The organism is Streptomyces sp. CY-1, assembly GCF_047218265.1.
Classification (GTDB): Bacteria; Actinomycetota; Actinomycetes; order Streptomycetales; family Streptomycetaceae; genus Streptomyces; species Streptomyces niphimycinicus.
Genome location: NZ_CP178393.1, coordinates 2,779,331 through 2,802,234 on the forward strand (window position 1 = coordinate 2,779,331; position 22,904 = coordinate 2,802,234).

Here is a 22,904-nt window from a genome sequence, read left to right on the forward strand (position 1 = left end):
ACCAGTCTACGTCGCGCGGCGCCGACGCGCCTCGTGAGCACCGTAAGGCGGTCACGAACGGCCGCCGGAGGACTACCGCGCGTTGAAGTACTTGGCCTCCGGGTGGTGGATCACGATGGCGTCCGTGGACTGCTCGGGGTGGAGCTGGAACTCCTCCGAGAGCTTCACCCCGATCCGCTCGGGCTGGAGCAGATCGGCGATCTTGGCGCGGTCCTCCAGGTCGGGGCAGGCGCCGTAACCGAGCGAGAAGCGCGCGCCGCGGTACTTCAGCGCGAACATGTCCTCCATCTCGCTCGGGTCCTCACCGGCGAAGCCCAGCTCCGCGCGGACCCGGGCGTGCCAGTACTCGGCCAGCGCCTCCGCGAGCTGGACGGACAGGCCGTGCAGCTCCAGATAGTCGCGGTAGGAGTCGGCGGCGAACAGCTCGGCGGTGGCCTCGCCGATCTTCGAGCCGACGGTCACCACCTGGAGCCCGACGACATCGGTCTCACCGGACTCCTCGGGCCGGAAGAAGTCGGCCAGGCACAGCCGGCGGCCGCGGCGCTGGCGCGGGAAGGTGAAGCGGGTCCGCTCGCTGCCGTCCTCGTTCAGCAGGACCAGGTCCTCGCCCTTGGAGACGCACGGGAAGTAGCCGTAGACGACGGCCGCCTCCAGCAGGTTCCCGGTGTGCAGCCGGTCCAGCCAGCCGCGCAGCCGGGGCCGCCCCTCGCTCTCCACCAGCTCCTCGTAGCCGGGCCCCTCGCCGGTGCGGGCCTGCTTGAGCCCCCACTGGCCCTTGAACAGCGCGCCCTCGTCCAGCCAGGAGGCGTAGTCGGCCTGCTGGATGCCCTTGACGACACGGGTGCCCCAGAAGGGCGGCGTGGGGAGGGGGTTGTCGGTGGACACGTCCGAGCGCGCGGGACCCTCCTCCGGCTCCGGCTCCCGCACCTGGGCGGCGCGCTGGGGGACGCGGCGCTGCCGCAGCTCGGGGAGCGCCGCGCCGGGCACACCGCGCTTGACGGCGATCAGGGCGTCCATGAGGCGCAGCCCCTCGAAGGCGTCGCGGGCGTAGCGCACCTCGCCCTCGTAGATCTCGTGCAGATCCTGCTCGACGTACGCGCGGGTGAGGGCGGCGCCGCCGAGGATGACGGGGAACCGGGCGGCCAGCTTGCGCTGGTTGAGCTCCTCCAGGTTCTCCTTCATGATCACCGTGGACTTCACCAGCAGCCCGGACATGCCGATCACATCGGCACGGTGTTCCTCGGCGGCCTCCAGGATCGCGGCGACCGGCTGCTTGATGCCCAGGTTGACCACGTTGTAGCCGTTGTTGGACAAGATGATGTCCACGAGGTTCTTACCGATGTCATGGACGTCGCCGCGGACGGTGGCGAGCACGATGGTGCCCTTGCCCTCGTCGTCCGACTTCTCCATGTGCGGCTCCAGATGCGCCACCGCGGTCTTCATGACCTCGGCGGACTGGAGCACGAACGGAAGCTGCATCTGGCCGGAGCCGAAGAGCTCGCCGACCACCTTCATGCCGTCCAGCAGCGTCTCGTTGACGATCTCGAGGGCGGGGCGCTCCTGGAGCGCCTCGTCGAGGTCGGCCTCCAGGCCGTTGCGCTCACCGTCGATGATGCGCCGCTTGAGGCGCTCGTCCAGGGGCAGCGCGGCCAGTTCCTCGGCCTTGCCCGCCTTGAGGGACTTGGCGGTGGCGCCCTCGAAGAGCCCCATCAGCTTCTGGAGCGGGTCATAGCCCTCGGCGCGGCGGTCGTAGATCAGGTCCAGGGCGGTCTTGACCTGCTCCTCCTCGAACCGCGCGATCGGCAGGATCTTGGAGGCGTGCACGATCGCCGAGTCCAGGCCCGCCTTGACGCATTCGTCGAGGAAGACGGAGTTGAGCACGATCCGGGCGGCGGGGTTGAGGCCGAAGGAGATGTTCGACAGGCCCAGCGTGGTCTGGACGTCCGGATGGCGCCGCTTGAGCTCGCGGATGGCGTCGATGGTGGCGATGCCGTCCTTACGGGACTCCTCCTGACCGGTGCAGATGGTGAAGGTCAGGGTGTCGATGAGGATGTCCGACTCGAGGATGCCCCAGTTGCCGGTCAGGTCGTCGATCAGCCGCTCGGCGATCTCCACCTTCTTCTCCGGCGTACGGGCCTGGCCCTCCTCGTCGATGGTCAGCGCGATCAGGGCGGCGCCGTGCTCCTGGGCGAGCCGGGTGACCTTGGCGAACCGCGACTCGGGGCCGTCCCCGTCCTCGTAGTTGACGGAGTTGATGACGGCGCGCCCGCCGAGCTTCTCCAGCCCGGCCCGGATGACGTCGACCTCGGTGGAGTCCAGGACGATGGGGAGGGTGGAGGCGGTGGCGAACCGCCCGGCCAGCTCCTCCATGTCCGCGACGCCGTCCCGGCCGACGTAGTCCACGCACAGGTCGAGCAGATGGGCGCCCTCGCGGATCTGCTCCCGGGCGATCTCCACACAGTCGTCCCAGCGGGCCTCCAGCATGGCCTCGCGGAACTTCTTGGAGCCGTTGGCGTTGGTGCGCTCGCCGATCGCCAGATACGAGGTGTCCTGGCGGAACGGCACGGTCTGGTAGAGCGAGGCGGCGCCGGGCTCGGGGCGCGGGGAGCGCTCGGTGGGGGTCAGCTCGCGGACCCGCTCGACGACCTGGCGCAGATGCTCGGGCGTGGTGCCGCAGCAGCCGCCGACCAGGGAGAGCCCGTACTCGCGGACGAAGGTCTCCTGGGCGTCGGCCAGCTCGCCCGGGGTCAGGGGGTAGTGGGCGCCGTCCTTGCCCAGCACCGGAAGGCCGGCGTTGGGCATGCAGGACAGCGGGATACGGGAGTGGCGGGCGAGATGGCGCAGATGCTCGCTCATTTCGGCGGGGCCGGTGGCGCAGTTGAGGCCGATCATGTCGATGCCGAGCGGCTCGAGGGCGGTGAGCGCCGCGCCGATCTCGGAGCCGAGCAGCATGGTGCCGGTGGTCTCGACGGTGACCGAGCAGATCAGGGGGAGATTGGCACCGGTGGCGTCCAGGGCGCGGCGGGCGCCGAGGACCGCGGCCTTGGTCTGGAGCAGGTCCTGGGTGGTCTCCACCAGCAGGGCGTCCGCGCCACCGGCGATCATGCCCTCGGCATTGGCCTGGTAGGCGTCGCGGAGGGTGACATAGGGGGCGTGGCCGAGGGTGGGCAGCTTGGTGCCGGGGCCCATGGAGCCCAGCACCCAGCGCTGGCGTCCGTCGGCGGCGAACTCGTCGGCGACCTCACGGGCGATCCGGGCGCCGGCCTCGGACAGCTCGTGGACGCGGTCGGGGATGTCGTACTCACCGAGCGCCGCGTGGTTGGCGCCGAAGGTGTTGGTCTCGACGCAGTCCACCCCGGCGGCGTAGTACTCCGCGTGGACCGAGCGGACGATGTCCGGGCGGGTGATGTTGAGGATCTCGTTGCAGCCCTCGAGCTGCTGGAAGTCGTCGAGACTGGGCTCCTGCGCCTGGAGCATCGTCCCCATCGCGCCGTCGGCGACCACCACACGGGTGGCCAGCGCTTCGCGGAGCGCTTCGGCTCGGGCGGCGGATGTGGGCGTTGGCGTGTGCGAGGCCATGGATGTGCTCCCTGGAGTGCGACGGCTGTCGGCTTTGCGCCCTCCCTGGGGACGGCGCACCACGCCAGGGTAGCTGCCAGTGGTCATTTCACGATGGTCGTTCCATCAGCCGGGATGGGGCGCGGCCGGGCGGCCCTCGGGCGGGCCCTTGATCGTCGACACTGGGCCTTGCGGTACCGCGGGGTCGACATGGACCGATAGTGTTCAGCATTGTCGAACCGCAGTCAGGAGGTTGGCGATGGCCCGGAACATCCAGTCGTTGGAGCGCGCCGCCGCGATGCTACGCCTGCTCGCCGGTGGTGAGCGACGTCTGGGACTGTCCGACATCGCCTCCACTCTGGGGCTGGCCAAGGGCACCGCGCACGGCATATTGCGCACGCTCCAGCAGGAGGGGTTCGTCGAGCAGGACGAGGCATCCGGCCGCTATCAGCTCGGCGCGGAGCTGCTGCGCCTGGGCAACAGCTATCTGGACGTGCACGAGCTGCGCGCCCGCGCCCTGGTCTGGACGGACGACCTGGCCCGCTCCAGCGGCGAGAGCGTGTACCTGGGCGTGGTGCACCAGCAGGGCGTGCTGATCGTCCACCATGTCTTCCGGCCCGACGACAGCCGTCAGGTGCTGGAGGTCGGCGCGATGCACCCGCTGCACTCCACGGCCCTGGGCAAGGTGCTCTCCGCGTACGACCCGGTCGCCCACAGCGAGGTGACCGAGGCCGACCGTAAGGCGTTCACCCCCCGCACGGTGACCGGGGAGCGGGAGTTCGAGGGCGTGCTGGACCTGATCCGGGCGCGCGGCTGGGCCTGTGACGTGGAGGAGACCTGGGAGGGTGTGGCGTCGGTCGCGGCGCCCATCCACGACCGGCGCCGGCTGCCCGTGGGCGCCGTGGGGATCACGGGCGCGGTCGAGCGGGTGTGCGACGACGGGGAGCTGCGCTCGGAGCTCGTGGCCGCCGTGAGGGACTGCGCCCGCGCCGTCTCCCGGGACCTGGGCGCGCTGCGTTTCTGAATCGTGGCGGCCCGTTTCTGAATCGTGGCGACCCGCGCGGATCTGCCCCCATATCCCGGCATGACCTGCTTCATCACGGTTTCACATACGCGCGATTTTTCCTTCACACGACCCTTGACGGGGTCTTCGCCGTGAAGAAAACTGCCGTTCATCGGTCGGCATTGTCGAACACCTGACGACAATATTCGCTATGGTGGACTCGCCGCGGGCCGACCAACGCCCTCCCACGAGGGCGCGGACCACCGGTGAGAACCCGGGGGTTCGCCTTCCCCTGGACGAAGGACAAAGGAGTCGCGGGTGTCCAGCTCCGACATCTTCATCGGCGAGACCATCGGTACCGCCGTACTCATTCTGCTCGGCTGCGGTGTCGTCGCCGGCGTGATCTTGAAGCGATCCAAGGCGTTCGAGGCCGGGTGGGTCGCCATCACCCTCGGGTGGGGCTTCGCCGTGCTCACCGGCGCGTATATCTCGGCGCCTCTCTCGGGGGCCCATCTCAACCCGGCGGTGACGCTCGGCCTCGCCATCAAGGGCGGCATCGAGTGGAGCGATGTGCCCATCTACTTCCTCGGGCAGATGCTCGGCGCGGTGATCGGCGCGGCGCTGGTGTGGCTCGCCTACCTCGGCCACTTCCACGCCCATCTCACCGACCGCGAGATCGTCGGCGGCCCCGGCGCCCAGGACACGGTGGCGGCGGACAAGCAGCAGGCCACCGACGCCGGCCCGGTGCTGGGCGTCTTCTCCACCGGCCCCGAGATCCGGAACGTCGCCCAGAACCTGGCCACCGAGATCATCGCCACGGCCGTGCTGGTGCTCGCCATCCTCACCCAGGGGCTCAACGGCGACGGCAAGGGCCTGGGCGTCATCGGCGTCATGATCACCGCCTTCGTGGTGGTCGGCATCGGCCTCTCGCTCGGCGGCCCGACCGGTTACGCCATCAACCCGGCGCGTGACCTCGGCCCCCGTATCGCCCACGCCCTCCTGCCGCTGCCCAACAAGGGCGGCTCGGACTGGGGCTATGCCTGGATCCCGGTCGTCGGCCCGCTCATCGGCGGCGCCATCGCCGGCGGGATCTACGAGATCGCCTTCGCCTAGCCCACCCCACGACCCGCAGGAGAGCAGCAGATCATGACCGACACCCACACCACGAGCGCCTCGTCCCACGGCCAGGGCCCGTTCATCGCGGCCATCGACCAGGGCACCACCTCCAGCCGCTGCATCGTCTTCGACCGCGACGGCCGCATCGTCTCGGTGGACCAGAAGGAACACGAGCAGATCTTCCCCAAGCCCGGCTGGGTGGAGCACAACGCCACCGAGATCTGGGAGAACGTCAAGGAGGTCGTCGCCGGCGCCATCAGCAAGGCCGGCATCACCGCCATCGACGTCAAGGCGATCGGCATCACCAACCAGCGCGAGACCACCCTGCTGTGGGACCGCAAGACCGGTGAGCCGGTGCACAACGCCATCGTCTGGCAGGACACCCGCACCGACACCCTCTGCCGCGAGCTCGGCCGCAACGTCGGCCAGGACCGCTTCCGCCGCGAGACCGGCCTCCCGCTGGCCTCCTACTTCGCCGGTCCCAAGATCCGCTGGCTGCTCGACAACGTCGAGGGGCTGCGCGAGCGGGCCGAGGCGGGCGACATCCTCTTCGGCACCATGGACTCCTGGGTCATCTGGAACCTGACCGGCGGTGTCAACGGCGGCGTGCATGTCACCGACGTCACCAACGCCTCGCGCACCCTCCTGATGAACCTGCACACCCTCGACTGGGACGAGAAGATCCTCACCTCGATGGACATCCCGGCCGCCGTGCTGCCGCGGATACGCTCCTCCGCCGAGGTCTACGGCCACACGGCCGAGGGCATCCTGGCGGGCGTGCCGGTCGCCTCGGCGCTCGGCGACCAGCAGGCGGCCCTCTTCGGCCAGACCTGCTACGCCGAGGGCGAGGCCAAGTCGACCTACGGCACCGGCACCTTCCTGCTGATGAACACCGGCGAGAAGCCCGTCAACTCCTACAACGGGCTGCTGACCACCGTCGGCTACCGGATCGGCGAGGAGAAGCCGGTCTACGCCCTGGAGGGCTCCATCGCGGTCACCGGTTCGCTGGTGCAGTGGATGCGGGACCAGATGGGCCTGATCAACAGCGCCGCCGAGATCGAGACCCTCGCCAGCTCCGTCGAGGACAACGGCGGCGCTTACTTCGTGCCCGCCTTCTCCGGCCTGTTCGCCCCGTACTGGCGGGACGACGCGCGCGGCGTGATCGCGGGCCTGACCCGCTATGTCACCAAGGCGCACATCGCGCGCGCCGTGCTCGAGGCCACCGCCTGGCAGACCCGCGAGATCGTCGACGCGATGACCAAGGACTCCGGGGTCGAGCTCACCGCGCTCAAGGTCGACGGCGGTATGACCTCCAACAACCTTCTGATGCAGACCCTCTCGGACGCCCTGGACGCACCCGTGGTGCGCCCGATGGTCGCCGAGACCACCTGCCTCGGCGCGGCCTACGCCGCCGGTCTGGCCGTCGGCTTCTGGCCGGACACCGACGCCCTGCGCGCCAACTGGCGCCGGGCGGCCGAATGGACCCCCCGAATGGACGCGGACGTCCGCGACCGCGAGTACAAGAACTGGCTCAAGGCCGTGCAGCGGACCATGGGCTGGATCGAAGACGAGGAGTAATCAATGACCACCCTGCGATGCGTTCCGTCCCTCGGAACGCACCCGGCTGCCGGTTCGAACCCGAGCCGAGCCGAAACCCGGGAACAGCTTTCCAAGGCGACGTACGACCTCCTGGTGATCGGCGGCGGCATTCTGGGCATCACCACTGCCTGGCACGCCGCGCAGTCCGGGCTGCGGGTGGCGATGGTGGATGCCGGTGACTTCGCCGGCGCCACCTCCTCCGCCTCCTCCAAGCTGCTCCACGGCGGCCTGCGCTATCTCCAGACCGGCGCGGTCAAGCTGGTCGCCGAGAACCACTTCGAGCGGCGCGCGGTCTCCCGTACCGTCGCCCCGCACCTGGCCAACCCGCTCACCTTCTATCTGCCGGTCTACAAGGGCGGCCCGCACGGCGCGGCCAAGCTGGGCGCGGGTGTCTTCGCCTACTCGGCGCTCTCCGCGTTCCGGGACGGCGTCGGCCATGTGATCGGCGCCGAGCGGGCCGCCCGCGACGTCCCCGAGCTGCGCACCGAGAACCTGAAGGCGGTCGCGGTCTACGGCGACGGCCAGATGAACGACAGCCGGATGGCCCTGATGACGGTCCGGGCGGCCGTGGAGGCGGGCGCCACCGTCCTCAACCACGCCGAGGTCATCGGCCTGCGCAAGAGCGACGGCCGGGTCACCGGCGCCGAGCTCAAGGACCGCGCCGACGGCACCGAGTTCGGGGTGAACGCCCGTCTGGTGCTCAACGCCACCGGCCCCTGGGTGGACCATCTGCGCCGGATGGAGGACCCGAACGCGGCGCCGTCGATCCGGCTGTCCAAGGGCGCGCATCTGGTCCTCAAGCGCACCTCCCCCTGGCGGGCGGCGCTGGCCACCCCGATCGACAAGTACCGCATCACCTTCGCCCTCCCCTGGGAGGACATGCTGCTGCTGGGCACCACGGACGAGGCGTTCGAGGGCGACCCGGCCGATGTCGCGGTCAACGACAAGGACATCGCCCAGATCCTGGACGAGGCGGCCTTCTCCATCCGCGACCAGCAGCTCTCCCGCGACCTGATCACCTACTCCTTCGCGGGGCTGCGGGTGCTGCCCGGCGGCCCCGGCGACACCGCCAAGGCCAAGCGCGAGACCGTGGTGACCGAGGGCAGGGGCGGGATGCTCTCCATAGCCGGCGGCAAGTGGACCACCTTCCGCCACATCGGCCGCACCGTGATGCAGAAGCTGGCCGAGCTGCCGGGCCGTCCGCTCGCCGACGACATGGAGCCGGTCAAGCTGCTGCCCAAGCACATGCCGCTGCCGGGCCTGGCCAATCCGCACGCCGTCGAGCACCGGCTGCTGGTGGACGGCGGCACCCCCGGCCCGCGCATGGCCGCCGACACCGCCCGTCACCTGGCGACCCACTACGGCTCGCTCTCCTTCGACATCGCCCGGCTGGCCAGCGGCGACCCGGCGCTCGCGGAGCGCGTCCACCCGGACGCCCCGGAGATCTGGGCGCAGGTCGTCTACGCCCGGGACTACGAGTGGGCGCGCACGGCGGACGACGTACTGCGCCGCCGCACCACCCTGACCATCCGCGGCCTGGACTCCGAGGACATCCGGAGCCGGGTCGAGGATCTGCTGGCCAAGCGACCCTGACCCCCGCGGGGCCGCCTTCCCCGATCCGGGCGGCCGGGTGGGAGGAGACGTCTTCCCACCCGGCCGCCCGGACTCGGTTCGGGCCCGGGCCGGATCGCCCCGGGGTGCTGCGCCGGGGGCGCCGAGCACGCCGCGGAGCTGACCTGAGGCTTCCCCAAGTTCCGTCGTCCGTAAGGCAGTTGGCGGTGATCCCGGAGGGCGTCCGCGGACTTACTCGCGCGTTAAAAATCTGCTGAATCGCTCTTGCCTTCTTCGGCGGTGCGCGCATCAATGACATCGCCCGTGGATGACGGGCGGAACCCCCCACACATCGGCGCACTCCCCCACTCCGGAAGGCAGTCCCATGAGACGCTTCAAGCTCGGGATCAGCACGGCAATGGGAACAGCAGCACTGGCAGCCGGCGCGCTCGCGCTGGCCCCGACCGCCTCCGCGGTCAACCCCACGACCGCGACCCTGACCGCCGACTGCGGGACCTACGGTTCGGGTCTGGCCACCCTCAAGGCCACGCAGAGCGGAACGGCCGCGACCATCACCCTCTCCTCGGGCGCGATCAAGGCTCCGATCGACGTTCCGGCGGGCTCGGTGAGCTCGACGCTGACGCTGTCGAAGAGCGGCGGCGGAACCAAGACGTTCACCGGCAACGCCAACCCGGCCATCCCGACCGGCTCCGATGTGACCACCGGCCCGCTCAAGGGCACGGTGGCCGCGGGCGACGTCCTGGAGGCCAAGTCGCTCAAGCTGGTCATCTTCGGCCTGATCACGGTGAACTGCACCGCCACCTCGCCCCAGAGCCCGGGGCCGTTCACCTTCTGAGCCATCCGATGAACAACCGGCTGTGAGCCCGTCTTCGGGCCCTCCCGGCAGCAGGTCCCAGCGGACCGGCGGCGCCCCCGGCAGACGCCGCCGGTTTCGCGTGCGCCATAAGTCATAATGGACCCCTGATACATCGGATGTTTTGCTCCGGGGAGGTCCACCATGGCGGTCACCGACGAGGCGATCGAGAAAATCAAGGGCATGATCGTCTCGGGTGCGCTGCGCCCCGGTGACCGGCTCCCCAAGGAGAGTGAGCTGGCCGCCGATCTCGGGCTGTCCCGCAACTCGCTGCGCGAGGCCGTGCGGGCCCTGTCGCTGATCCGGATCCTCGACGTACGGCAGGGCGACGGCACCTATGTGACCAGCCTCGACCCCCAGTTGCTGCTGGAGGCGCTGAGCTTCGTGGTGGACTTCCACCGCGATGACACCGTACTGGAGTTCCTGGCGGTACGGCGGATCCTGGAGCCCGCGGCCACGGCGCTGGCCTCCACCCGGATCAGCGAGGCCGAGCTGGACCGGCTCCAGGCACAGCTCGACGCGCTCGGGCAGACGCCGTCGGTGGAGGAACTGGTCGCCTGCGACCTGGAGTTCCACCGCGGCATCGTCCAGTGCTCGGGCAACTCGGTGCTCTGCTCACTGCTCGACGGGCTCTCCGGGCCCACCACCCGGGCCCGGGTGTGGCGCGGTCTGACCCAGGAGGACGCGGTCAGCCGCACCCTCCATGAGCACCGGGCGATCCTCTCCGCGCTGCGGGACCGCGACGCGGAGGCGGCACGGTCCTGGGCGACGGTGCACATCGCGAGCGTGGAGCAGTGGCTGCGCTCCACGCTGTGAGCCCCGGCAGGCGGCGCGCGCCTTACGGCCGGAGGCCGTAGGCGCGGGCCGCGTTGCCGCCGAAGACGGCGGCGCGCTCGTCCTCGCCGAGCGGGAGGGTGGCCCGCTCCGCGAGGGCCACCACCTCGTCGTAGGTCGCGGCCAGGACGCACACCGGCCAGTCGGAGCCGAACAGCACCCGGCCGGGCCCGAAGGCGTCCAGGACGTGCTGCGCGTATGGCAGCACCTGCTCGGGCTTCCAGCCGTCCCAGTCGGCCTCGGTGACCAGTCCGGACAGCTTGCAGTCGACGTTGGGCAGGGCCGCGAGCGCGGTGAGCTGCCGGGCCCAGGGGTCGCGCTCACCGCCGGCCACGGGCGGTTTGGCGGCGTGGTCGAGGACGAAGCGCGCCTGCGGCAGCTCGCGGACGGCGTCGATGGCCGCGGGCAGCTCGCGCGGGGTGACCAGCAGGTCGTAGACCAGCCCCGCGGCGGCCACGGCGGCGAGTCCCCGGCGGGTGTCGTCGCGGTCCAGCCAGCGCGGATCGGGCTCGTCCTGCACCTGGTGGCGCAGGCCCACCAGCCGGTCGCCGCCGGGTCCGGCGGCCAGCTCCGCGAGCACCTCGCCCACCCCGGGGTCGGTGAGGTCGGCCCAGCCGACGACGCCCGCGATCCGGTCCGACCCGTCGGCCAGGGCCAGGAGTTCCCGGGTCTCCTCGACGGAGGAGCTGGACTGGACGACGACGGTGGCGTCGATGCCATGGGCGTCCAGATGCGGGGCGAGATCGTCCGGGGTGAAGGTGCGGCGGATGGGCTCCGCCCACGGGCCGTCCATCCAGGGCTGCTCGCGGCGGGTCAGGTCCCACAGATGGTGGTGGGCGTCGATACGGCGAGGCAAGGTCACTCCTGGGGGCTCGGAACCGGCAGCGGGATGTCCTGGTCGAGCAGCCCGCGCGCCACCAGAGCCTGCCACAGCTCATCGGGGATGTCGTGGGTGAACAGCTCGGCGTTGTCCCGGACTTCGGCCGGGGTGGCGCAGCCGACCACCGCCGCGGCCACCGCCGGATGGCCGAAGGGGAAGCGCAGCGCGGCGGCGCGCAGCGGCACCTCGTACTCGGCGCACACCTCGGCCAGCCGCCGGGCCCGCGCCAGGAGTTCGGGCGGCGCCTGCTGGTAGTCGTAGCGGGCCCCGGGGGCGGGGTCGGCGAGCAGCCCGGAGTTGTAGACCCCGCCGACCACCACGGAGGTGCCGCGCCGTTCGCACACCGGCAGCAGATCGTCGTGGGCGGTGCGGTCCAGCAGCGTCCAGCGCCCGGCGCACAGCACGACGTCCACATCGAAGTCGGCGACGAACCGGGCGAGGAGGTCGCTGTGGTTCATGCCGAAGCCGATGGCCCGGACGAGCTTCTCCTGCTTCAGCTCGGCCAGCGCCGCGAAGCCCGTCTCATAGACCTCACGGATGTGGTCTTCCGGATCGTGGACGTAGACGATGTCCAGGGCGTCGACCCCGAGCCGCTCCAGGGAGGATTCGAGGGTGGCGCGGATGCCGTCCCGGGTGAAGTCCCACTCCCGGACCCGGTCGGGGGTGTCGGCGAACCCGTCCGCCTGGACCGGCTCCCCGGGGGCGCGCGGCCGCAAGCGCCGCCCCACCTTGGTGGAGAGGGTGTACGTGGCGCGCTCGCGCCCGGCCAGCGCCCGCCCCAGCCGCTCCTCGGAGAGACCGACGCCGTAGTGCGGCGCGGTGTCCATATAGGTGAGGCCGGTGTCGAACGCCGCCCTTACGGTGTCCTTGGCGCGCTCCTCCGGCATCGCCTCGTAGAGATTGCCCAGCGGCGCGCAGCCAAGGCCCAGGGGTGGTACGCGCACCCCCGAGCGCCCCAGTTCGCGCGGGCCGCTCGGGACCCGTCCTCCGTCGCCCACCATGGCTTCCTCCCGACCGGCTCTCAGTCCTGCTTCTCGCCGCTGGCGTAGCGGGAGATGATCAGCGCGACAATGATGATCGAGCCGTTGATGAACTGGTTCCACAGGGGCGGTACCCCGCCCAGGGTCATCACATTGACGACCAGTTGCAGCGTCAGCACGCCCGTGAGCGCGCCGAAGAGCGTGCCGCGGCCGCCCTTGAGGCTGATTCCGCCGATGACCGCGGCGGCGAACACCTGGAAGATCCAGCCGTTGCCCTGGGTCGCGGCGACCGAGCCGTAGTGGCCGGTGTAGAGGATGCCCGCGAAGGCGGCGAGGAGTCCGCCGACGCTCAGCACGATCCAGGTGATCCGGTCCACCCGGATGCCCGCCGCCCGCGCGGCCTCGGGGTTGCCGCCGATCGCGTACAGCGCGCGCCCGTGCCGCAGATAGCCCAGCGCCAGGCCGCCGAGGGCGTACAGCCCCAGGCAGATCCACACGGCGGCGGGGACGCCCAGCCAGTCGGCCTTGCCGAGGTAGCGGAAGGATTCGGGGACGTTGACGATCGACTGGCCCTCGGCGACGCCGACCTGGAGTCCGCGCAGCATGGTCAGCATGCCCAGGGTCGCGATGAAGCCGTTGACGCGCAGCTTGAGCATCAGGAAGCCGTTGGCCGCGCCGATCAGCGCCCCGACCGCCAGGCACAGCGGTATGGCGGTCCACACCGGCAGCAGCCCCAGGCCCTCGAACCGCGCCCCGTGATCGGGCAGGACGAGCCACAGGGCGATCACCGGCGCCACGGCGATGGTGGACTCCAGGGAGAGGTCCATCCGCCCGCTGATCAGGATCAGCGCCTCGCCGAGCACCAGCAGCCCCAGCTCGGTGGACTGCTGGACGACGCCGATCAGGTTGTCCTCGGTGAGGAAGGCGGGCGAGACGATGAAGCCGATGACCCCGAGGACGAAGATCACGGGGACCAGTGACAGATCGCGCCAGCGCGCGATGTCGATCCGCGGCCGGCCCCTCCCCGCCGGGCCGTCAGCCACCGCCTCGGCGGTCCGCTGGCGTGCGGTATCGGTCATGACTGCCTTCCTTCTGTGCGGTCTTCGGTGTCCCCCGCCGTGCCGTTGGTGCCCGGCTCCGTCATGCCCTCCATGGCGGCGACGAGCTGACGGTCGCTCCAGCCGCTGTCGAACTCCGCGACCACCCGTCCGTGGAAGAAGGCCAGGATCCGGTCGCAGACCCGCAGATCGTCCAGTTCGTCGGAGACGATGACCGCGCCGCTGCCGGCCGCGGCGACGTCCCGTACGACACCGAGCAGCGCGTCCTTGGACTTCACGTCCACCCCGGCGGTCGGGCGGATGGCGACCAGGAGGCTGGGCTCACGGGCCAGCGCCCGCGCGATGACGACCTTCTGCTGATTTCCGCCGGACAAACCCGAAACGGGCTGCGAGGGGCCCGAGGTCTTGATGTCCAGGGAGGTGATCATCCGCTGGGCGAAGGCGCGGGTCCGGGAGGGCAGCACCGTGCCGTAGGGCCCGAGTTGGTCGGTGACGGTCAGGGTGGCGTTCTCGGCGACGCTGCGGCCCAGGACCAGGCCCTGGTCGTGCCGGTCCTCCGGGACGTAGCCGATGCCCGCGTCGATGGCGTGCGGCACGCTGCCCGGGCGCACCGGGCGGCCGCGCACCGAGAGCTGCCCGCCGGCCGGTTTGCGCAGGCCCACCAGGGTCTCGCCGACCGCCGTGTTGCCGCTGGCCGTGGCCCCGGCCAGGCCGAGCACCTCGCCGGGGCGCACCACCAGGTCCAGCGGGTCGAACTCGCCCTCCAGGGTGAGCCCTTCGGTGCGCAGCACCGGTTCCCCGCCCGGGTCGGCCGCCTTACGGGCGACGGGGGCGCGGACGGCCGCCCGGGAGTCGCCCCCCGGCGCCGTGCCGTCGTCCCCGGTCATCGCCGCCACCAGCTCCTCCTTGGGGAGGTCGGCGACCGGGGCGGTGAGCACATGCCGGGCGTCGCGGAAGACGGTGACGGTGTCGCAGAGTTCGTAGACCTCCTGAAGATGGTGCGAGATGAACAGGAAGGCGACCCCCTGCCGGCGCAGCTCGAGCAGCTTGGCGAAGAGCCGGTCGATCCCGCCCGCGTCGAGCTGGGCGGTGGGCTCGTCGAGGATGATCAGCCGGGCGCCGAAGGAGAGGGCGCGGGCGATCTCCACGAACTGCCGCTGCTCGACGCTGAGGTCCTTCGCCCGCGTCTGCGGATCCACCTCCACGCCGTACTCGGCCAGCAGCGCGCGGGCGTCCTCGCGCAGGGCGCGCCAGCGGATGTGGCGCGCCCCCGGGAAGCGGTTGAGGTAGAGGTTCTCGGCGACCGTCAGGTCCGGGACCACCATCGACTTCTGGTAGACGCAGGCCACCCTGCGCTGCCAGGCGGCGGTGTCGCCGTAGCCGGGGGCGGGCTCGTCCCCGAAGGTCACCTCGCCCTCGTCCGGGCGCTCCATCCCGGTCAGGACGGACACCAGCGTGGACTTGCCCGCCCCGTTGCGCCCGACGAGGGCGTGGGCCTCCCCGGGCCGGACGGCCAGCCGGGCCTGGTCCAGGGCGACGGTGGGACCGAACCGTTTGACGATGCCCTGGGCCCGCACCACGGCGGGCTGCTCGACCGTGCCCATGGTCACTTCTTCTCGAGCTGGTTGGCCCACAGCTTCTTGTCGTCGACGTTCTCCTTGGTGACCAGCGGCGCCGGAAGCTGGTCTTCCAGACCGTTCGCGATCTTGACGATGTTGGAGCCGTGATCGGTCGGGCCGGGTTTGAACGTCTTGCCGTCCAGAGCGGCCTTCGCGTAGTTCAGGGCCCACTTGGCGTAGAGGTCGGCGGGCTGGGAGAGCGTGGCGTCGATCTTCCCCGAGCGGATCGCGTCCAGCTCCTCGGGTATCCCGTCGTTGGAGATGATCGTGATGTGCTTGTCCGAACCGGCCGGCTTCAGCAGCCTCTTCTGCTCCAGCAGCGCGAGCGTGGGCTGGAGGAAGACGCCGCCCGCCTGCATGTAGATGCCGTTGATGTCCTTGTGCTGGGCCAGCAGGCTCTGGAGCTTGGCGGAGGCCACATCGCCCTTCCAGTCGGTGGGCAGCTCATGCACCTTGATGCCGGGGTACTTCTTCTTCATGCAGGAGGCGAACGCCTGTGAGCGGTCCCGGCCGTTGATGGAGCTGAGGTCGCCCTGGAGCTCGGCGACCCGGCCCTTGCCGCCCAGCTTCTCGCCGAGGTACTCGCACGCCTTGGTGCCGTACGCCCGGTTGTCGGCCCGCACCACCATGTAGATCTTGCCGGAGTCGGGCCGGGTGTCCACGCTCACCACGGGGATCTTCTTCTCCTCCAACTGCTCCAGGGTGGAGGAGATCGCGCCGGTGTCCTGGGGGGCCATGACGATCGCCTTGGCGCCCTGATCGGTGAACGCCTGGACGTTGGCGACCAGCTTGGAGATGTCGTTCTGCGAGTTGGACAGCGGCAGCGCGGAGACGGTGCCCTTGTCGACACCCTTCTCCAGGTACTGCTGGTAGGAGTTCCAGAAGTCGGTGTCCGTCCGCGGCATGTCGATGCCGACCTTGCCGCCGCCGGCGCCATTGCTCTCGCGGTTGCAGCCGGTGAGCGCTGCGACGGCCAGCAGCACGGCGCAGGCGGCGGTGCCGGTGGTGCGGAGTCTCGTCATCGAGTCCCGTCCTTGGTCGTTCTCGTCGTTCTGGGTCGAGTGGTGCGGGTGGTGCTGGTCTCGGGCGTAGCGTCGGGCGAAGCCGTTGTCCAGAGGTGCGGCGTTGTCCGGGTGGAGGCGGTGTCTCAGGGGGAAGCGGTGTCTCGGGAGGAGGCGGTGTCTCAGGAGGAGGCGGGGCGCAGCCGCAGTCCCTGCATCCCTCCGTCGACGGCCAGCGCGGTGCCGGTGACGGCCGCGGCGGCGGGGCTGGCGAGATAGGCGACGGCGGCGGCCACCTCGTCGGCGGAGACCAGCCGTCCGGTGGGCTGACGGGCCTCCAGGGCGGCGCGCTCGGCCGCCGGATCGGGGGCCTGGTCGAGCAGCCGACCGACCCATGGGGTGTCCGCGGTGCCGGGGTTGACGCAGTTGACGCGGACCCCCTCGCGGATGTGGTCCGCCGCCATGGCGAGGGTCAGCGAGAGCACCGCGCCCTTGCTGGCGCTGTAGACGGCGCGCTGCGGCAGTCCGGCGGTGGCGGCGATCGAGCAGGTGTGGGTGATGGAGACGGCGCCGGGCCGGTCGGCCGCGGCGGCGCGCAGATGGGGCAGCGCGGCCCGCGCGGTGCGGACCAGGCCCAGCACATTGATGTCCAGCACCCGGTGCCACTCCTCGTCGGAGTTGTCCTCGACGCTGCCGATCGCGCCGATGCCCGCGTTGCCGACGAGGGTGTGCAGGGCGCCGAACTCGGTCACCGCCGCGTCCACCGCCGCCCTGATCGCCTCGTCGGAGGTGACGTCGGCCTTGAGCGCCAGCGTGCCGTCCGGGGCGCCCGACGGATCGCGGTCGAGCACGGCGACCCGCGCTCCCCGGTCGCGCAGCGTGGCGGCGATCGCGGCGCCGATACCGGAGGCGCCCCCGGTGACGAGCGCGGCCAGCCCTTCGAAGTCGCCGGTGGTCACTGGTTGTCCTCCTGTCGTACGGGCTGTGCGGGTGCGGGCGTTGCTGGTGCGGGCGGTGCCGGTTCGGGCCCCGCCAGGCGGGCCCGCCATTCGGGACCGTCCGGATAGCGGTAGGCGGCGATCGACTCGGGGTACATACGGGCGGAGAAGCCCGGCTCGGTCGGGGCGCGGTAGCGGCCCGACTCGATGACCACGGGATCGGCGAAGTGCTCGTGGAGGTGGTCGACATACTCGATGACCCGGTCGTCCCAACTGCCCGACACGGCCACGAAGTCGAACATGGCCAGATGCTGCACGAGTTCGCACAGCCCGACGCCGCCCGCGTGCGGGCACACCGGAAGGCCGTACTTGGCGGCGAGCAGCAGGATCGTGAGGTTCTCGTTGACCCCGGCGACCCGTGCCGCGTCGATCTGGACGAAGTCGACCGCCTCGGCCTGGAGCAACTGCTTGAAGACCACGCGGTTGGCGACATGCTCACCGGTGGCGACCTTGACCGGCTGTCCGGCGCGGATGGCGGCGTGCGCGAGGACGTCGTCCGGGCTGGTGGGCTCCTCGATCCAGTGCGGGTCGTACGGCGCCAGGGCGCTCATCCAGCGCACCGCCTCCGCCACGTCCCAGCGCTGGTTGGCGTCCACGGCGATGCGCACCTCGGGGCCGACCGCCTCGCGGGCGAGCCGCATCCGCCTGAGGTCCTCGTCGAGATCGGCGCCGACCTTGAGCTTGATCTGGCCGAAGCCGTCGGCGACGGCCTCCTGCGCCAGCTTGATCATTTTCTCGTCGGAGTAGCCGAGCCAGCCGGGCGAGGTGGTGTAGGCGGGGTAGCCCCGCTCGCGCAGCAGCGCGGCGCGCTCGGCGCGGCCGGGCTCGGCGGCGCGCAGGATGGCGAGCGCCTCGTCACGGGTGAGCGCGTCGGTGAGGTAGCGGAAGTCGACCAGGTCGACCAGCTCCTCGGGCGACATCTCGGCGAGGAACTGCCACAGCGGTTTGCCCGCCTGCCGGGCGGCGAGGTCCCAGGCGGCGTTGACCACCGCGCCCGCCGCCATATGCATGACGCCCTTCTCCGGCCCGAGCCAGCGCAATTGCGAGTCATGGGTCAGCTCGCGGTGCAGGACGCCCAGGTCGGCCGCCGTCAGCGGCGCGGGGCGGCCCACCACATGGGGGCGGAGCGAGCGGATGGCGGCCGCGGTGACATCGTTGCCGCGGCCGATGGTGAAGACGAAGCCGTGTCCCTCGGACGCCGCTCCCTCCCCCGCGTCCGTGCGCAGCACGACGTAGGCGGCGGAGTAGTCGGGGTCCGGGTTCATGGCGTCCGAGCCGTCGAGCTGCTCCGAGGTGGGAAACCGGATGTCATGAACCTCGAGCTCGGTGACGGATGGACGCAGACTCAATGGGTGCTCCCTGAAACGATGCGCGAGAGAGAACATCGGACCTTTCGCGGTGATCCGATGTATAGCGTTGCCCAAAGGGTTTCGTCCAGAGGTGCGCCGGAACTTTCGGAAGACAGATCGGATGAATCTCTTAGTGCCTCTGGACGGGGGCTGCGGCCGGAGCACCGAAAAGCCGTAGGCTTGGGTGGCACGCAATGGGAACTGCAGCCGGTGGCGGCACCGATCCGTCCGCCCCGGTCGGAAGGAGGCGCTGGGTGATCGAGCTTGAGGGGGTTCCCGAGCTGATCGACCCGGTCATGATCTGTGCCTTCGAGGGCTGGAACGACGCCGGAGACGCCGCCTCGACCGCGGTCGGGCACCTGGACCGGGAGTGGAAGGGCGAGGTCTTCGCCTCGCTCGACGCCGAGGACTACTACGACTTCCAGGTGAACCGGCCCACGGTGGCCCTGGAGGGCGGCGTGCGCAAGATCACTTGGCCGACGACCCGGCTCTCGGTGGTCCGGGCGGACACCGGGGAGAAGTCCCGGGACCTGGTGCTGGTGCGCGGTATCGAGCCGAGCATGCGCTGGCGGTCGTTCTGCAACGAGATCCTCGGCTACGCCCATGAGTTGGGCGTGGAGATGGTCGTCATCCTCGGCGCACTGCTCGGCGACACCCCGCACACCCGGCCGGTGCCGGTCAGCGGGGTCACCTCCGACCCGGACCTGGCCCGCAGCCTCGATCTGGAGGAGACCCGCTACGAGGGCCCGACCGGGATCGTCGGAGTTCTCCAGGAAGCCTGCGCCCACGCCGGCGTCCCAGCGGTGAGCCTGTGGGCGGCCGTGCCGCACTACGTCTCGCAGCCGCCGAACCCGAAGGCCACCCTGGCCCTGCTCAACCGCCTCGAGGACCTGATCTCGGTGCGCATTCCCCTCGGTGAGCTGACCGAGGACTCCCGGGCCTGGCAGCTTGGCGTGGACCAGTTGGCCGCCGAGGACAGCGAGGTCGCCGAGTACGTCCAGTCGCTGGAGGAGGCGCGGGACACCGCCGAGTTGCCGGAGGCGTCGGGCGAGGCCATCGCCCGCGAGTTCGAGCGCTATCTGCGGCGCCGCGACGGCCAGCCCGGCCCCGGCGGCCATGCGACCGAGAGCGGCGGCCTCGCGGAGGGCCGAGAGGGCGGCACAGGCGGCCCGGGCGCCCCCTATCTGCGGGATCCCGCCACCGGCCATGGGCGGCCGCGCAGGCCGTCCCCCAAGGACGAGGTGGCCAACGACGCGCAGGACAGCGGCGGCGCCGAGGAGGACGCCAAGGATCCGGACGACGCCCAGGGCACCCAGGGCACCCAGGGCTCCGAAGGCCAGGACGCCTCCCGCCGGGACGAGAGCGGCACGGAGCGGGGCGGCGAGGGGGACGAGGGGTCCGGCTCCGGCCGGTAGGCCGGTAACCCCACAACCGCGCCGCCGCGCGCGTACGCCACGGGCCACGCTCCATACGACGCGCAGGCACAGCGGTACGGCACAGCAGCGACGAGCCCGCGCCGGGAGGATCCCGGCGCGGGCTCACGCGTTCACGTTCACCGTCGCGGTGCGGCGATACGACGCCGCGTCAGAGGGCCACGCCCAGCAGCGCGTCCACGGCGCGCGAGACCAGCCCGGGCGCCCCCTCGTCCGTACCGCCGGTGGCCGTCTGCGTGGCCGCCCAGCGGTCGACGGCGGTCAGGGCGGCCGGGGAGTCCAGGTCGTTCGCGAGCGCCTCGCGGATCTCCTCCACCAGCGCGGCGGCCGAGGGCCCGTCCGGCCGGGAGACGGCCGCACGCCAGCGGCCGAGGCGCTCCTCGGCCTCCCGCAGCACCCCGTCCGTCCACTCCCAGTCCGAGCGGTAGTGGTGGGCCAGCAGCGCGAGCCGTATGGCCGCCGGGTCCACACCGTCGCGGCGCAGCGCCGAGACGAAGACCAGGTTGCCCTTGGACTTGGACATCTTCTCGCCGTCCAGGGCCACCATTCCGGCGTGCACATACGTTTTTGCGAACGGCCGCTCACCGGTGAGCACCTGGGCGTGCGAGGCGCCCATCTCATGGTGCGGGAAGGCGAGATCGGATCCGCCGCCCTGCACATCGAAGCCCATGCCGAGGTGGTCCAGGGCGATGGCCACACACTCGATATGCCAGCCGGGGCGGCCGGAGCCGAGCGATCCGCCGTCCCAACTCGGCTCGCCGTCACGGGCGGCCATCCACAGCATCGGGTCGAGGGGGTTCTTCTTGCCCGGGCGCTCCGGGTCGCCGCCGCGCTCGGCGGACAGCAGCCGCATGGCCTCGGCGTCGAGCCGGCTGACGGACCCGAAGGAGGGGTCGGACTCCACGGAGAAGTAGATGTCGCCTTCGAGTTCATAGGCGGCACCCAGATCGCGCAGCCGCTCCACGAGCGGCACGATGCCCGGTATCGACTCGACGGCGCCGATGTAATGGCGCGGGGGCAGCATCCGCAGGGCCGTCATGTCCTCGCGGAAGAGGGCGGTCTCACGCTCGGCGAGGGCCGTCCAGTCGTCACCGTTCCGCTGGGCCCGCTCCAGCAGGGGGTCGTCGACGTCCGTGACGTTCTGGACGTAGTGAACCTGGCGCTTGGTGTCGAGCCATACGCGCTGAACGAGGTCGAACGCGTTGTAGGTCGCGGCATGACCCATATGGGTCGCGTCGTACGGGGTGATCCCGCAGACGTAGATGCGCGCGACGGGACCGGGGGTCAGAGTGATCCGTCCCCCGGTCGCGGTGTCGTGAATGCTCAGGTCCCGGCCACTGCCGGGCAGGGCGGGAATCTCAGAAGCGGGCCAGGCATACATGCAATGAGCGTAACCGGATGCAGCGTCCGCATACGAACCGGACCAGCGGTGTTGGCCGGATCGGCGGTCTTGTGGACGCGCCCGTGAGCTGCATGGGCCCCCTGAGCCGCCCTCCCCGGCCGCCGGGCGGGGACACGGCGGAGCGCCGCCCGGAGGCGGGCCGTCTCAGACCGGCGGCCAGGGGATGGCGGGCCACTGGCCGCTGGGCTCGGGGTGCTTCCCGGTCCGCAGCAGCGTGGCCACACGGGCCCTCAGGGCCTCGATCTCGGCCCCGGTGATCAGCTCCGCCAGCCGGGCGCGGAGCGGGCCGCCGTCGGCCAGCTCGTCCGCCAACCGGCGCAGCACCTCGAGCACATCGTCCGGCAGCGGCTCCCCGGCCCAGCCCCACAGCAGCGTGCGCAGCTTGTCGTCGGCGTTGAAGGTCACTCCGTGATCAATCGCATAGAGCCGGCCACCGGCCGCGGGCAGCAGATGGCCGCCCTTGCGGTCGCCGTTGTTGATCACCGCGTCGAGGACGGCCAGCCTGCGCAGCCGTACGTCGTCGGCGTGGACCAGCAGCGCCGTGCGGCCCTCGTCGACCTCGGCGTAGCCGATCGCCTTCCAGCCGGGGCCGGGTTCGTCGCCCTCGACGAGCGCGAGCAGCTCCGCTCCCCCGGTCTCCCCGGATCCATCGCCGTCGCCGTCCGCGGACCCGTCGCCGTCCGCCCCGTCGGGGGCCACCTCGACCTCTATCCAGAGCTGGCACATCCCCTGCCCGTACGGCCCGTCGCGCAGCACAGTGGGCGGCACCAGGCCCCAGCCGGTTGCCTCGGAGACCTCGTACGCGGCGACCTCGCGCTGGGCGAGGGTGCCGTCCGGGAAGTCCCACAGCGGCCGCTCCCCGGCCACCGGCTTGTAGACGCAGGCCGCGCTGTGGCCGTCGTACTCGACCGTGCAGTACAGCACCGCGTTGGACGCCTCCCGGACCTGTCCGCGCACCGTCAGCTCACCGAGAGCCAGCAGCTCGGACGGGGGCAACAGACGCGAAGCCTCCGCCCCGGGTGGTGATGGGAGACGGGTGGGCGGCGTCAGGCTCCGCGGCGGTATCCGTTCTGGCGCGGACATACGTGTCCCTCCGGGTCGAGCGGCAGACTGCACAGCGGGCAGGGCGGCCGGCCGGCGTTGACGACCTCCAGGGCGCGCTTGGCGAACGCCCGCGCCTGCGTCCCGGTGAGCCGCACCCGCAGCATGGGTGGGCCGTTCACATCGTCCTGGAGCAGCCGCTCCTCGGCCTCGGCCAGGTCCTCCTCGGACTCGGCCTCCAGCTCGACCAGGGCCTGCGCCTCGACGATCATCCGCTGTTCCTCGCCGTCCCAGGCGAGTGCCATGGTGCCGACCCGGAACTCCTCCTCCACGGGGGCTTCCAGCGGTGCGGTGTCGGTGAGTTCGGTCGGTGCGACGGCGGGCACCGGGGCGTTTCCGCCGGTGCGCCGGACCACCTCGTCCAGCAGCTCGTCTATCCGCTCGGCCAACGCGGCGACCTGCGTCTTCTCCAAGGCGACACTGGTGGTCCGGCCACTGGCGGACGCCTGGAGGAAAAAGGTACGGCGACCAGGCAGCCCGACCGTACCGGCGACGAATCGGTCCGGCGGGTCATAGAGGAACACCTGACGGGACAACGTCCTGCTCCA

General features: G+C 71.2%; 18 protein-coding genes. 7 read left to right on the forward strand and 11 right to left on the reverse strand.

All coding sequences use genetic code 11. The features are described from left to right. Positions 1-72: 72 nt before the first annotated feature. Positions 73-3,579 carry a methionine synthase gene (gene metH, locus ACK1X7_RS11915; protein WP_385153951.1) on the reverse strand — a complete coding sequence of 1,169 codons (3,507 nt, stop codon included), beginning with the start codon at positions 3,577-3,579 and terminating at the stop codon, positions 73-75. A gap of 238 nt (positions 3,580-3,817) precedes the next feature. Between metH and ACK1X7_RS11920 the strand changes: the two genes are divergently transcribed. The 6 genes from ACK1X7_RS11920 (at position 3,818) to ACK1X7_RS11945 (ending at position 10,517) form a co-directional block, all read left to right on the forward strand. Further along, complete coding sequence (locus ACK1X7_RS11920) at positions 3,818-4,582, forward strand: IclR family transcriptional regulator (RefSeq protein ID WP_216342364.1); 765 nt, start codon at positions 3,818-3,820, stop codon at positions 4,580-4,582. A gap of 297 nt (positions 4,583-4,879) precedes the next feature. Then, positions 4,880-5,674, forward strand: coding sequence for an MIP/aquaporin family protein (locus ACK1X7_RS11925; RefSeq protein ID WP_382956919.1), 795 nt, complete (start codon positions 4,880-4,882; stop codon positions 5,672-5,674). Positions 5,675-5,707: 33 nt separating this feature from the next. Then, on the forward strand, positions 5,708-7,255 hold the full coding sequence (glpK, locus tag ACK1X7_RS11930; RefSeq protein ID WP_385153948.1) for a glycerol kinase GlpK: 1,548 nt from the start codon (positions 5,708-5,710) through the stop codon (positions 7,253-7,255). A 3-nt stretch (positions 7,256-7,258) separates the two neighbouring features. Further along, on the forward strand, positions 7,259-8,869 hold the full coding sequence (locus tag ACK1X7_RS11935) for a glycerol-3-phosphate dehydrogenase/oxidase (protein WP_385153945.1): 1,611 nt from the start codon (positions 7,259-7,261) through the stop codon (positions 8,867-8,869). 343 nt (positions 8,870-9,212) lie between these two features. Then, positions 9,213-9,683, forward strand: coding sequence for a hypothetical protein (locus ACK1X7_RS11940; protein WP_385151218.1), 471 nt, complete (start codon positions 9,213-9,215; stop codon positions 9,681-9,683). 162 nt (positions 9,684-9,845) lie between these two features. Next, the gene (locus ACK1X7_RS11945) at positions 9,846-10,517 is read left to right on the forward strand and encodes a FadR/GntR family transcriptional regulator (RefSeq protein WP_014059528.1); all 672 of its coding nucleotides are present in this window, start codon (positions 9,846-9,848) and stop codon (positions 10,515-10,517) included. A 22-nt stretch (positions 10,518-10,539) separates the two neighbouring features. Here the strand turns inward: ACK1X7_RS11945 and ACK1X7_RS11950 are convergent, their stop codons facing one another. The 7 genes from ACK1X7_RS11950 to ACK1X7_RS11980 all read right to left on the reverse strand — a co-directional run bounded on the left by ACK1X7_RS11950 (position 10,540) and on the right by ACK1X7_RS11980 (position 18,456). Further along, complete coding sequence (locus ACK1X7_RS11950; protein WP_385151221.1) at positions 10,540-11,391, reverse strand: amidohydrolase family protein; 852 nt, start codon at positions 11,389-11,391, stop codon at positions 10,540-10,542. 2 nt (positions 11,392-11,393) lie between these two features. Then, a complete protein-coding gene (locus ACK1X7_RS11955) occupies positions 11,394-12,416 on the reverse strand; it encodes an aldo/keto reductase (RefSeq protein WP_385151224.1) in 1,023 nt (340 codons plus the stop codon). A 20-nt stretch (positions 12,417-12,436) separates the two neighbouring features. Further along, a complete protein-coding gene (locus tag ACK1X7_RS11960) occupies positions 12,437-13,474 on the reverse strand; it encodes an ABC transporter permease (protein WP_385151226.1) in 1,038 nt (345 codons plus the stop codon). Next, the gene (locus ACK1X7_RS11965; RefSeq protein WP_385151229.1) at positions 13,471-15,057 is read right to left on the reverse strand and encodes a sugar ABC transporter ATP-binding protein; all 1,587 of its coding nucleotides are present in this window, start codon (positions 15,055-15,057) and stop codon (positions 13,471-13,473) included. Before ACK1X7_RS11965 ends, ACK1X7_RS11960 begins: the two co-directional genes overlap by 4 nt. A 2-nt stretch (positions 15,058-15,059) precedes the next feature. Then, a complete protein-coding gene (locus tag ACK1X7_RS11970; RefSeq protein ID WP_078640523.1) occupies positions 15,060-16,094 on the reverse strand; it encodes a sugar ABC transporter substrate-binding protein in 1,035 nt (344 codons plus the stop codon). 161 nt (positions 16,095-16,255) lie between these two features. After that, positions 16,256-17,032, reverse strand: coding sequence for an SDR family NAD(P)-dependent oxidoreductase (locus tag ACK1X7_RS11975; RefSeq protein ID WP_078640524.1), 777 nt, complete (start codon positions 17,030-17,032; stop codon positions 16,256-16,258). After that, positions 17,029-18,456 carry an enolase C-terminal domain-like protein gene (locus tag ACK1X7_RS11980; protein ID WP_413115071.1) on the reverse strand — a complete coding sequence of 476 codons (1,428 nt, stop codon included), beginning with the start codon at positions 18,454-18,456 and terminating at the stop codon, positions 17,029-17,031. Before ACK1X7_RS11980 ends, ACK1X7_RS11975 begins: the two co-directional genes overlap by 4 nt. Before the next feature lie 218 nt (positions 18,457-18,674). Here ACK1X7_RS11980 and ACK1X7_RS11985 point away from each other — a divergent pair, with 218 nt between their 5' ends. Then, positions 18,675-19,835 carry a PAC2 family protein gene (locus tag ACK1X7_RS11985; RefSeq protein WP_413115072.1) on the forward strand — a complete coding sequence of 387 codons (1,161 nt, stop codon included), beginning with the start codon at positions 18,675-18,677 and terminating at the stop codon, positions 19,833-19,835. Between the two features lie 169 nt (positions 19,836-20,004). Here the strand turns inward: ACK1X7_RS11985 and mshC are convergent, their stop codons facing one another. The 3 genes from mshC to ACK1X7_RS12000 form a co-directional block, all read right to left on the reverse strand. Further along, on the reverse strand, positions 20,005-21,234 hold the full coding sequence (gene mshC, locus ACK1X7_RS11990; RefSeq protein WP_385151237.1) for a cysteine--1-D-myo-inosityl 2-amino-2-deoxy-alpha-D-glucopyranoside ligase: 1,230 nt from the start codon (positions 21,232-21,234) through the stop codon (positions 20,005-20,007). Positions 21,235-21,399: 165 nt separating this feature from the next. After that, on the reverse strand, positions 21,400-22,338 hold the full coding sequence (locus ACK1X7_RS11995) for an SCO1664 family protein (RefSeq protein ID WP_385151240.1): 939 nt from the start codon (positions 22,336-22,338) through the stop codon (positions 21,400-21,402). Next, positions 22,302-22,892, reverse strand: coding sequence for a DUF3090 domain-containing protein (locus tag ACK1X7_RS12000; protein WP_078640529.1), 591 nt, complete (start codon positions 22,890-22,892; stop codon positions 22,302-22,304). The genes ACK1X7_RS11995 and ACK1X7_RS12000 overlap by 37 nt, the downstream gene beginning before the upstream one ends. Positions 22,893-22,904 lie beyond the last annotated feature (12 nt).